The organism is Paenibacillus larvae subsp. larvae (assembly GCF_002003265.1).
Classification (GTDB): Bacteria; Bacillota; Bacilli; order Paenibacillales; family NBRC-103111; genus Paenibacillus_H; species Paenibacillus_H larvae.
On the sequence record NZ_CP019687.1, the window covers coordinates 3538935 to 3550628 of the forward strand.

The 11694-nt window shown below is 43.4% G+C and carries 13 protein-coding genes and 1 tRNA gene; 11 read left to right on the top strand and 3 right to left on the bottom strand.

Features of this window, described 5'->3' with window-relative positions; translation table 11 throughout:
* Positions 1–86 precede the first annotated feature (86 nt).
* From cls to BXP28_RS18360, 3 genes are all read left to right on the top strand, one after another.
* Positions 87–1550 (top strand): cardiolipin synthase, encoded by a 1464-nt coding sequence (gene cls / locus BXP28_RS18350; protein WP_077585277.1) that lies wholly within the window; start codon positions 87–89, stop codon positions 1548–1550.
* Between the two features lie 183 nt (positions 1551–1733).
* On the top strand, positions 1734–2129 hold the full coding sequence (locus tag BXP28_RS18355; RefSeq protein WP_023485051.1) for a DUF3221 domain-containing protein: 396 nt from the start codon (positions 1734–1736) through the stop codon (positions 2127–2129).
* Positions 2130–2422: 293 nt separating this feature from the next.
* On the top strand, positions 2423–3448 hold the full coding sequence (locus BXP28_RS18360) for a methyltransferase (RefSeq protein WP_042118365.1): 1026 nt from the start codon (positions 2423–2425) through the stop codon (positions 3446–3448).
* A 126-nt stretch (positions 3449–3574) separates the two neighbouring features.
* Here the strand turns inward: BXP28_RS18360 and BXP28_RS18365 are convergent, their stop codons facing one another.
* On the bottom strand, positions 3575–4414 hold the full coding sequence (locus BXP28_RS18365; RefSeq protein ID WP_024093018.1) for a transglycosylase domain-containing protein: 840 nt from the start codon (positions 4412–4414) through the stop codon (positions 3575–3577).
* 291 nt (positions 4415–4705) lie between these two features.
* Between BXP28_RS18365 and BXP28_RS18370 the strand changes: the two genes are divergently transcribed.
* The 3 genes from BXP28_RS18370 to BXP28_RS18380 are packed head-to-tail and all read left to right on the top strand — an operon-like array spanning position 4706 to position 7776.
* Positions 4706–5722, top strand: coding sequence for a mannose-1-phosphate guanylyltransferase (locus tag BXP28_RS18370; RefSeq protein ID WP_036655820.1), 1017 nt, complete (start codon positions 4706–4708; stop codon positions 5720–5722).
* A 47-nt stretch (positions 5723–5769) separates the two neighbouring features.
* Positions 5770–6723, top strand: a complete 954-nt coding sequence (locus tag BXP28_RS18375; RefSeq protein ID WP_023485055.1) for a GDP-mannose 4,6-dehydratase — start codon at positions 5770–5772, stop codon at positions 6721–6723.
* A gap of 24 nt (positions 6724–6747) precedes the next feature.
* Complete coding sequence (locus BXP28_RS18380; protein ID WP_158225775.1) at positions 6748–7776, top strand: glycosyltransferase; 1029 nt, start codon at positions 6748–6750, stop codon at positions 7774–7776.
* Positions 7777–7908: 132 nt separating this feature from the next.
* On the opposite strand, the gene BXP28_RS18385 is transcribed toward BXP28_RS18380, so the two are convergent.
* Complete coding sequence (locus tag BXP28_RS18385; RefSeq protein WP_023485057.1) at positions 7909–8115, bottom strand: cold-shock protein; 207 nt, start codon at positions 8113–8115, stop codon at positions 7909–7911.
* Positions 8116–8210: 95 nt separating this feature from the next.
* Entirely contained in the window at positions 8211–8411 is a 201-nt protein-coding gene (locus BXP28_RS18390) for a cold-shock protein (protein WP_017813974.1), read from the bottom strand.
* 296 nt (positions 8412–8707) lie between these two features.
* Here BXP28_RS18390 and BXP28_RS18395 point away from each other — a divergent pair.
* The 5 genes from BXP28_RS18395 to kduD all read left to right on the top strand — a co-directional run bounded on the left by BXP28_RS18395 (position 8708) and on the right by kduD (position 11679).
* Positions 8708–8779, top strand: a tRNA-Thr gene (locus BXP28_RS18395).
* 148 nt (positions 8780–8927) lie between these two features.
* Positions 8928–9101 (top strand): hypothetical protein, encoded by a 174-nt coding sequence (locus BXP28_RS22930; RefSeq protein ID WP_158225776.1) that lies wholly within the window; start codon positions 8928–8930, stop codon positions 9099–9101.
* Positions 9102–9261: 160 nt separating this feature from the next.
* Positions 9262–10092, top strand: coding sequence for a 5-dehydro-4-deoxy-D-glucuronate isomerase (gene kduI / locus BXP28_RS18400; protein ID WP_023485059.1), 831 nt, complete (start codon positions 9262–9264; stop codon positions 10090–10092).
* A gap of 38 nt (positions 10093–10130) precedes the next feature.
* Positions 10131–10895: a DeoR/GlpR family DNA-binding transcription regulator gene (locus tag BXP28_RS18405; protein WP_023485060.1), complete on the top strand. Its 765-nt coding sequence runs from the start codon at positions 10131–10133 to the stop codon at positions 10893–10895.
* A 28-nt stretch (positions 10896–10923) separates the two neighbouring features.
* Positions 10924–11679, top strand: a complete 756-nt coding sequence (gene kduD, locus BXP28_RS18410; protein ID WP_023485061.1) for a 2-dehydro-3-deoxy-D-gluconate 5-dehydrogenase KduD — start codon at positions 10924–10926, stop codon at positions 11677–11679.
* Positions 11680–11694 lie beyond the last annotated feature (15 nt).

The window sequence follows — 11694 nt, forward strand, 5'->3', positions numbered from 1 at the left end:
TTAATGAAGTCAATATTTGTTGTGGAAGGATAATTCTTTTTGCTGCCGGGTATCCTAAATCAAAACCAGAAAATGGGGAAATTTTTATGCTGCCACACTGGATTAGTGAACTTGTCCACTTCGTTGTTCGGTGGATACCAGTTATTAATCTTTTTTTTGCTGCGGTCATTATCTTTTTGGAAAGGCGCAATGCGGCTGTTGCCTGGGCTTGGCTTATTTTGCTGCTTTTCGTGCCGTTTTTCGGTTTTATTATTTACCTGCTGTTCGGACAAAATTTGGCCAGACAAAAAGTATACAAAATGAAGCCTAAAATAGACCCCCGGATACGGGAGGACATTAAAAGCCTGGTCCGCAAAATGAAAGCGGGAGATTTGGAATACAAACAGCCCGGTATTAAGGATTATCAGCCCCTGATTTATATGAATCTGATCAGCAGTTACTCGCTTTTATCGGAAAATAATGAAGTTACCTTATATACAGATGGACAAGATAAGTTGAGAGCTATCATGGAAGAAATTGAACGGGCCGAAAAACATATACATCTGTTATATTATAAAATAGGAAATGATGAAACCGGACGAAAAGTAATAGAGGCATTGACTGACAAAGCAAGTGAAGGTGTTGAGGTCCGTGTTCTCTATGATGACATCGGTTCCCCCAAATTAAACAGGGAAGTGTTCAGGGAACTTGAAGCCGCGGGAGGCAAGGCATACCCTTTTTTTGCTTCTAAAATCCGTTATCTGAACTTTCGGGTGAATTACCGCAACCACCGTAAATTTGCCATTTTTGATGGAAGGATAGGGTTTATAGGCGGATTTAATCTGGGGAATGAATACGTGGGGCTGGACCCCAAGTACAGTTATTGGCGTGATACTCACCTGAAAATCCAAGGGGATGCCGTTCACCGGATGCAGGTCCAGTTTCTGATGGATTGGTCGATTCCTTCGTCTGAGGCGATTGTAAGTGATTTGGGCTATTATCCTAAGATTCAAACTCAAGGGAATACGGCTGTTCAAATTGTTTCAAGCGGGCCGGCCTCCGATAAGCAGCAGATTAAATTTTGCATCATCAAGCTAATCTCCGAAGCGAAACGGCGCATCTATCTGCAGACTCCCTATTTTGTTCCGGATGATAGCGTACTGACAGCTTTAAAAGTGGCGGTATCTACGGGTGTCGACGTACACATCATGATTCCTAAAAAGAGCGACAGCCTGGTAGTAGAGTGGGCAACCTACTCCTATATGGAGGACCTTCTAATAGCAGGAGCCCATATTTATTTATACAAAACAGGGTTTCTTCATGGAAAAACGATGGTGGTGGACGGCGGCGTTTCCTCGGTAGGTACGGCAAATATGGATTACCGGAGTTTTGAATTGAACTTTGAAACGAATGCGGTACTGTACGATGTTCAAGTGGCTGGCCAATTAGAGGGCATTTTTGAAAAAGACCTGGAAGATTGCGAGTTATTGACTTTGTCGGGCTATAAAAGCCGGTCCCATTTAACGAGAATGGCCGAATCCGTAGCCAGATTGCTTTCCCCTATTCTTTAAGCGTAAAAATTTTTTAAAAGCTTCTCATGAGTTTGGCAAATTTGTGGGGAGCCTTTTTATGTTTTTATATTATGTATATCATTTGTGACAATAATGTTAACTATTAGTAAATATAAAGGAAATTAAGATTATTATATAGAAATATGTAATTGTAACCAAATAAATACAAGGAGGATCAGAACGATGATCACAAAAAAGAAGTTAGTAGCTGTAGCAACCACTCTTACATTAGGTTTAGGATTAACAGCAGGACTTACTCCCGCATTTGCACATTCAGATGAGTCTTCGTTGAAAAGCACTTCTATCTCATCTGCCAGCAAACAGGAACAGCCACCTTTCACCGGGTATATCATTTCTGTTGGTGATACGTATATGACTGTTGCAAATACCCCCACAAAAGAAGAAGCCTTGGAAGGAAATTGGGGAGATCTAGTGGATCAGGGTAAGATATTAATAGTCCCTGTTCCAAAAAATGAAGTATACGCAGTAGGAGAGAAAGTGAATGTATTTTACCAATTAGCACATTTTTCAAACCCGCCCATTGCAATTTTACCTACTATTGAAAAGGTATCAGAGTAATTTATTTAAACAAATTACCTACATAGGTAATATAGGGGGATTGTTCCCCAAAAGTATGTTCTTATTATCAATAAAACAGTCCAGGACTATAAAAAGTAAAAATGGAACGGACAGGAGCTATTCCTGACCGTTCCATTTTTTTATGATCTTCTGCAATTCGTACTTGTTGCAGGAAATGGCAAAATAGAGAAAATCAGATATCGAAAATTTGAATTTTCAGTGAAAGAAGGAATATCTCCCTCAATATGGAACTAATTATAGGTAAGTATAACCAATTAATGGGAGGTATTGCCATGTCTGCTGAAGTGATGGAACATTCGGAAGTGTCCGGGAAGTTGATGCATCTTCTAGCTGGAAGCCTTATTACCAATTCCATATACACAGTCGCCCGATTGAGGATTCCCGATCTGCTGGCAGAAAGACCGCTTACTTGTCAAGAACTTGCGGAATTAACACAGACACAGGCTTCTCCATTGTATCGGGTGATGCGCTTTCTGTGCGGTGAGGGAATATTTCACGAGACGGAAGAAAAGACGTTTGAATTAGGTCCGTTGGGGCAAGTTCTCCGATCGGATACACCCGATTCTTTGCATGCTTCCGCCCTAATGTTTGGGCAACCGTGGCATATGAAGCCGGCCTGTCATTTGATTGATACCCTAACCAAAGGGATACCTCCCTTTGAGGCGGCTCATGGCATGGACATCTTCACCTACTTTTCGCAACATCCGGAAGACGAACAAATTTTTCAAAATACAATGAGTGCTTACTCCCGGAGAATCATTCCGGCTTTACTTGGGGCCTATGATTTCTCACAGTTTGCAACGGTCATTGATATTGGCGGCGGACACGGCATCTTAATGGAACAGCTTCTTCGATCTTGTAAGAACACAAGGGGAATTGTGTTTGATCAGCCAGCCGTTATTGAGGGAACCAAACAATTTATGAAACGTTCGGGACTAGAAGACCGATGTAAATGTGTGGGAGGAAGCTTCTTCGAATCTGTCCCAGAGGGAGCAGAAGCTTATATAATGAAGCATATCATTCATGATTGGAGCGACGAGGAGTCTGTGGCTATTCTGAGCAATTGCCGCAAAGCCATAGGGAATAAGGGAAAACTGTTACTTCTCGAAATTGTTCTTGATTCCGGCAATGAAACAAATTACGATACGCTGGTTGATATGGAAATGCTGACAAAGACAACAGGCAAAGAACGGACACAGGCGGAATTCGAACAGTTATATCTGGAGTCGGGCTTCCGGCTCTCCAGAGTTGTGCCAACCTCTTCCACCATTTCAATTATTGAAGGTGTGCCTATTTAAAAACATGCGGTGTTTGCTCCTGCCAAAAGTAGGAGATACCCCGTTCGAAGATAAAAAAATATCGAAATTATCTGTCTTTAATAAAACACCTTGCTTCCAAAAAGAAGCAAGGTGCTTTGATTTTTATCAGGAAGCCGGCTTGACCGTTTTGGAAATAAAAGCGACCTCCTTTTGCAAAGCCTCTTCTTTTTCCTGTTTGCTAATCAATCCAAGCTGAGCCATACGGTTAAGCACTACTTGTTGGCGTTTTAGCGCTTTATCTTTATTTTTAAGAGGATTATACGCTTCAGGTCCTTTCACCATACCGGCCAGCATTGCGGCCTCGGAAAGATTAATCACGGGTTTTTGGGGATCATTTAGTCTGGTTGTTTTGCCAAAGTAATATTGGGCCGCTGCTTCGATCCCGTACTGACCGTTGCCGAAATAAATATTATTCAAATACAGGTTCAGAATTTCCTCTTTACTGAATTTATTTTCAAGCTCTGTCGCAATGGCCATTTCTTTAAACTTACGCGTATACGTTTTATCTCCGGATAAGAAGAGATTACGGGCAACTTGCATGGTAATAGTGCTGGCCCCCTGGGTTTTTTGCCCGTCCTTCATATCGGTCCATATGGCTCTTCCCAGGGAGATTGGATCAATTCCGTAATGTTTATAAAACCGGTGGTCTTCTATACCGACGAAAGCTTTTGGTATATAGGCGGGCATTTGGTTTACCGTTACCAAAGTCCCCTCATGTCCATAAATATTTCCTTGAGACAGACTGGTTTCAATCGCTTTTATTTTCTCACCGCCGACCAAATACATTCCGGTTAAGGTTAAGGTTGTCCATCCCAGGATGGGCAGTATAACCACCAATATCAAGAAGAGTAACATGAATTTTCGCAAAGCCGATGCTTTTTTTTTATTTCGTTTCTTTTTTGTTTTCGGGATGGTAGTGGCGCTTAAGGCCATTGTCTCTTTCATACATAACATCCTCCTTCGTTACTTCTAGCTTATCTCACCTTCCCCTTTTCTCCCATCGAATTTGCTTTCGGAATCCTTACATTTTTGAAAGGAATTTTATCATTTCTAACAAGAAGGTGCCAATATCACAAGGTACAACTGCCGTGCCCTTCCGTTTTGTCCGACACATACAATGGATAAACATCCCAAGGGATCAACCGGAGCCCGGAACCAGAATATTTCCTTCATAAGGGATAGGGAGCTAAAGGCTGGTCTTTCAGAAAGGGGGAGTTGCGAGGAGGTGAGGGATCCGTGAAAGTCATTATAATGGCAGGAGGAAAGGGTACCCGCTTCTGGCCTAAAAGCAAGGCCCGTAAACCAAAGCAGTTTCTTGCCCTTCTCGGCAAGGAAACATTGATTCAACAAACTTACCGACGTTACCGGGAATTTTTGCCTGAAGAAGACTTGTACGTAGTGACCGCGACCTGTTACCTGCCTCTTCTTCTGGAACAGCTTCCCGAACTTCATGCGGATCAGATCATATTAGAGCCGGAACAGCGCGATACAGCTCCCTGCATAGCCTTGACAGCTCTTCACTTTTTACGCGAGAACTGCGATGACGTCTTGGTCACTACTCCATCAGACCAATATATCGGAGATGTTCCCAAATTGAAAGAGGCTCTGGATAAGGCGGCTGAGGTAGCACGCCAAGGTAATCTCATTGTCACACTTGGAGTCAGGCCGACCCGTCCGGAAACGGGTTACGGCTATATGGAATATGAGGAAGAACTGTCTTATGGAAGAGCTTATCCAGTTAAGAGGTTTATAGAAAAACCTTCTTTTGACAAGGCGGTAGAGCTTCTTAAACACAGCTGCATGCTGTGGAACAGCGGTATTTTTATCTGGAAGCCATCCACAATCTGTTTTTATATGGAACAACTTCAGCCTCAAATGTGGAAGACCCTTATCCAAAGCGGCTCCAGTCTGAATGAGGTCTATCCGCTGATGCCCAAGCTTTCCGTGGACTATGCCATTATGGAGCAGGCTGACTCCATGTTTACCATACCGGTTGATTTTGTTTGGGATGATATAGGAACCTGGTCTTCTTTGCCGAGGTTTCATGATTTGGATGAAGAACGGAACGTTATCCAGGGAGAGGTTTCATTACTATCTTCCACCGGGAATATTATTTTGTCAGATAAAAAGACGTTGATTCTCGGGGTGCATGATTTGATTGTGGTCTCGACTAATGAGGGACTACTGGTTTGTCATAAACCATTCGAACAATATATCAAGAACGTTCTGGCAGAGAACGGGGAAAGGGAATAACCTTTTTCCGTTTCCGGCGGAAACATTTTTACTAAGAGGTGAACTGTATGGTAAAAGCCTTAGTGACCGGAATTTCCGGTTTTGTCGGCAGTCATATGGCAGAGTATTTGTTGGAGATAGGGGTAGATATAATTGGAACAATCCGGAACCGCAGCCGGATGAATCATCTTGAGGATATTCTTTCTGAAATTCATCTGATTGAGTGTGAGCTTAGAGACCCTTTTTCCGTTGAAAACCTGATTAGCCGGGAGAAACCGGATTTGATTTTTCACTTGGCGGCGCAAAGCTTTGCTCCAACGTCCTGGAATTCACCTATTGATACCATTCATAATAATGTGGCCGGGCAGGTAAATATTTTTGAAGCGGTTAGAAGGAAAGAATTGCCGTGTAAAATACAAATCGCCTGTTCAAGTGAAGAGTACGGACAGGTAGAACCTGGGGAAGTCCCGATTACTGAAGATAATCCTTTACGTCCCCTGAGCCCTTATGCAATCAGCAAAGTAGCTCAAGACTATCTGGGTTACCAGTATCATAAGAGCTACGGTCTGCATATTATTCGCACACGTACCTTTAATCATACAGGTCCAAGGCGCGGGGAAAAGTTTGTTACCTCCAATTTTGCCAAACAGATTGCCGAGATCGAAAAAGGGATTAAACCTCCCGTATTATATGTAGGCAATCTTCAGGCCAAACGGGATTTTACGGATGTTCGTGACGTAGTGAGAGCGTACTGGCTGGCTCTTCAAAAAGGGGAGCCCGGTGAATGTTATAACATTGCGTCAGGATCTTGCTGTACCATAGAAGAAATGCTGGAGGTACTGCTCTCATATAGTTCTGTGACCATTGAAGTCAAGCAAGATCCGGAACGCCTCCGCCCCTCCGATGTAGAAATTTTGCTGGGGGATTATACGAAATTTCATAGTCAAACCGGCTGGACACCGCAAATTCCTTTTAAACAAACTATGGAGGATCTGCTCCAATACTGGAGGAAACATGTATAAATGAAGGAAGGAGGGGAAAATATTATGGAAAAAGGAGGGGGTTGCACCCAGGAAGAATCCGCGGGAAACCAGGCTTTGATGCTCTCCTCCTATTCGAAAAAGGATAGCAGGTTAGCTTTCCGTGCGCAAATTTCCGATCAAGGCCGCCTCGTCTCGGGGAAACGGCGCCGGACCTCCTCTTCCCTGGGTCCAGGTGATCATGAAGGTTTAAAAGGGACGGGCAAAAGGGCAGTGAGGTATAAAAGGAAATACTCCGGAAAGCGAAAATATAAATCTTCCTTTATATCTCCTGACAAGCCGGAATTTCCTGATCTGAAGGAAAGTGATTTTCATCTTTCTTATTTAATGCATACGGCAAGTATAAAAGAAGACGAACCGGATACCAAATTTAATTTGGATTCGGGGGCTCCTAAGGATGCTCAGGAGCAAGTTAAAGCTGTACTTTCCCGTAAAGTCACGATCCTCATTTTAACCTGGAACTCCTTTAATCATACAAAAAAATGCCTGGAAGCATTAAAATCTACTTTGCCCGATTCTATGGTCGAGGTCGTCGTTTTTGACAACGGGAGTACGTACGGAACGGTACCTTATTTGGCGGATCAAAGCTGGCTGGTTACAGTCTTCCAGATGTATACAGCCGGATTTGCTGAAGCATTGAATTGGGCTCTGGCCTATACTGATCCGGAAAGTGACGTGATTCTGCTCCATAATAATATTCTGGTACAACAGCCAAACTGGATAGAACTGCTGCAGGAAACGGCTTATTCATCCCCGGAAGCAGGTATTGTAGGGAGCCGATTGCTTGGAGGATCAGAAACCAATAATCAGCAGTTTACCGGGATTTATGAGGTTAAGGAAGTGGCCTTGACCTGCTCTTATTGGAAAAAGGAGCTGCTCAATCAAATCGGACCTCTGGATATGGAAAGTGCCTTCTATTTGGGAGATGCCGATTATTGTCTGAAGGCGAAGAAAGCCGGATTCAAGGTATTGTATGACGGAAGGATTTCTCCTGTCCATTTTCGGCATGTTCCCACTGAAGATCCCGAACTTTAAAGAAATCCGGTTGGAGTGAACAAATGAAACCGCCGTTGCTGCGCCATTTCTTAAAAAACAGGCACAGGCCGGCGGTTTTTGTTAATAGTGTTCTTTACTTAAGAGGGTATTACGGGCAGTTTCTAATAGCGGCTATGCTTCTTTAAGACTGCTCATGTTCTCAACAACCGGAAGCACCTTGGTATTCTGGATCATAGGAGAATCACAAATCGGGCAGGTAGGGGTTTGCTCAAAAACAAAATTGTCTCTCATCCAGCAGGAGCAATTCTCGTTCTCGCAGGTCCAAATGGACGTTTCTTTTTCTTGGACAGGCTCAGCCTGTTTTTTGGAAAAATACAAAGCCTTTCCCTCCTTTAATAAATACGGAAACTACACAAAATCAGGTGAGTATGAGAAAAACTGCCCCTATTGGAGCAGTTTTTATTCAATTTAGATTACAGTTTCACTACGTTCTCGGCTTGGGGACCGCGGTTACCTTCAACTACGTTGAACTCAACTCGTTGTCCTTCGTCCAGGGTTTTGAATCCATCTCCTTGGATAGCGCTAAAATGTACGAATACATCATTGCCGCCTTCAACTTCAATAAAACCAAAACCTTTTTCTGCATTAAACCATTTTACTGTACCTGTTTGCACCTGAGTAATACCTCCACAAATTTTTTCCAAATACCGGTTGAAGAAAAAAAGCCCATAGTGGGAGATCTTTAGAATCCCTCCATATGTGACTTCGGGTCTCCAAGTGTTTTTGTTATTTCAATCATACCCTACCGAAGCGAAAATAACAACCGATTTGTTTGTCACTTTTTGTATTCCCTGAATTCGACCTGTTTATTCATGGCTCTCCATTTTTTAACGGCTTCATTCTGTAAATCACATCCACTGTCTTTACAGGTGAATAGCTTGGTGCTAAAATAAATATCTGTAACCCGCTTGCTGGTGTAGCTCAGGGGTAGAGCAACGCACTCGTAATGCGTAGGCCGGGGGTTCAATTCCCTTCACCAGCATCCTAGTCTGTCTATAAAAGCACGGCTTCCGGAAAATTCCGGGAGCCGTGCTTTTATAGACAGATGAAATACAGAATTGGATAGAAGGCTGGAAACTTTCAAAATAGTTGATATAATCTGACTATATGTTGTCAAAGAGAAACAGCTCATGCGAATGTACAGAATAAGTTTTGCTGGAGGAGAAGCAAGGCATAGGAAGGCCATCGTCAGTACGGGCGGGCAAAATATTCCTGCAAAAAACCTGTATGTTAAATACGGATTTATTGAAACCAGGCAAATTCCCATTACTGAAGGAATTTATTTATCTGTTTTGGAAAAATAGATGAATACCGGGTTAAGGTTAGCCTGCAGACAAGGTTCCATCAGGAACAGATAATAGGATGGCTTGGAAGGTTCATATTATTCCTAAAATGTTCTTTTAGGTTTGCTTGTGTTGTGTTATTATAAAACAAACGAAAACAAACATTTTGGGAGGTATTTTCATGGAGGTACGTCATACTACAAACCCGACAGATTTGAAAACGTATACAACGGAGCGGCTAAGAAAGGAATTTTTGATAGAAAGTCTGTTTGAGCATGAAAAAATCTCAATGGTATATACTCACTACGACCGTATGGTAATTGGCGGAGCTTACCCGGTTAAAGAGACACTTGGACTGGAAGCGGGGGAAACGCTGAAGACAGACTATTTTTTAGAACGGCGTGAAATCGCTTTCCTTAATATCGTTTCTAAAGCTGTTATCACGGTAGATGGGGAAATATATGAACTGGAAAAATTAGATGCACTTTATGTGGGAAAAGGCAAGAAGAAGGTGACAGTAGCCAGCAAAGACCCTTCTAACCCCGCTAAGGTCTATTTCTGTTCGGTACCCGCTCATGCGGCTCTGCCTACCGCGAAAGTGTCCCAGAAAGAAGCCAATCCAAACCATCTGGGTTCTCTGGAGACTTCTAATGAAAGAGTACTTTATCAATATATTCACGCGGATGGAGTTCAAAGCTGCCAGCTTATGATGGGCGTGACCTGCCTGAAAACCGGCAGTGTTTGGAATACCATGCCTTCTCATGTGCATGACCGCAGAATGGAAGCTTATCTGTATTTTGACTTGAAGCCGGATGCAAGGGTTCTTCATCTGATGGGTGAACCTTCCGAGACCCGTCACCTGGTTGTTGCAGGTGAGCAGGCTGTCATTTCTCCAAGCTGGTCGATTCATTCGGGAGCCGGAACGAGCAATTATTCTTTTATTTGGTCTATGGCCGGAGAAAATTATACTTTTAAAGATATGGATCCTGTCCCTATGGATGAGTTAAAGTAATAGCATGAATCTGTTCCAAAGGTTAAGGAGGACCATTCATGTTAGCTGCTGAACGACATAGAATTATCCTGCGGGAGCTTGAAGCCAACCAATGTGTCAAGGTTTCCGGTCTAAGTGAAAAATTTCAGGTGACGGAGAAAACTATCCGGGAAGACCTGGAAAAGCTTGAGCAAAAGGGTTTATTAAAACGAATACACGGAGGGGCTGTACTCTTGTCGAAAGGGGAGGACGGCCTGTTGCCTTTGGAGATACCGAACCAAAAGAACCAGAAGGAAAAGGCAGCCATTGCATCATATGCTTTATCCTTTATTCAAGAGGGTGACATTATAGCACTGGATGCGGGAAGCACCACACTTGAAATAGCCAGGTGTTTGCCTGACAAACCGCTTACTGTGCTGACCAATGACCTGCTTATTATAAAAGAATTAACCGGGAAAGAGAGAGTCCAGTTGATTGTGCCGGGAGGATACCGCCATAACAATATGCTGCTGGGCAGCGAGTCTTATGAGTGGATTAAGAAGCTGAATGTGCACAAACTGTTTCTTTCGACAGCCGGTATTCACCCTGAATACGGACTGACTATCTTTACTGAAGAACTTAAGAAGCTCAAAAACCTGTTTATGGAATGCTCCAAAACGATTTATTGCGTAGCAGACCACAGTAAGTTTGGCAAAGGGGCTCTAATCACGTTCGCACATGTATCCGATATTCATTACTTCATTACGGATGAAGGCCTTGAAGCCGAAACAATAAAACGGTTTAAGGATCAGCCCATAAATCTTATCCAAGTTCCCTGTAAATAGGAGGGCTTCCTTAAAGAAAGGTGAGTCAATGGATATGTTTAAATTATCAGGCAAAACAGCTATTGTCACGGGAGCAGGACGCGGTCTAGGCAAATCTCTTGCCATTGGTCTTGCTCAAGCCGGGGCTAATGTGGCACTGGTTACGAACAGTACTCCGGCAGAAGGGGTACAAGCAGAAATCAAACGTTTAGGCCGTGAGGCTCTGATGATCCAGGCCAATGTAGCAGACCGTTCTAAACTAGCAGGGATCATAGAACAGACCGTTCATGAATTGGGCGGATTGGACATTCTCGTGAATAACGCGGGCATTATCCGTAGGACCCCTGCCGCTGAGCATGACTATGCTGATTGGCAGGCCGTGCTGGATGTCAACCTAAATTCTGTTTTTGTATTATCCCAGTTGGCCGGCAAATATATGATCGGACAAAAGTCTGGGAAAATCATTAATATTGCGTCTATGCTCTCATTCCAGGGAGGCATTCATGTGCCCGGTTACACATCAAGTAAACATGCCATAGCCGGATTAACAAAGGCCTTGGCTAATGAATGGGGCTCACATGGAGTGCAGGTGAACGCCATCGCACCGGGATATATGAGTACAGATAATACGGAGGCGCTGCGGAATGATCCTGTTCGGAGCAGTCAGATTTTAGAGCGCATCCCGGCAGGGCGCTGGGGAACACCTGATGATTTGATCGGTCCTGTTGTTTTTTTGGCCTCGGCTGCCTCCGATTATATGAATGGACATGTTCTTTGCGTAGATGGCGGCTGGATGGCCAGATAGGCAGATTAAGGCAAA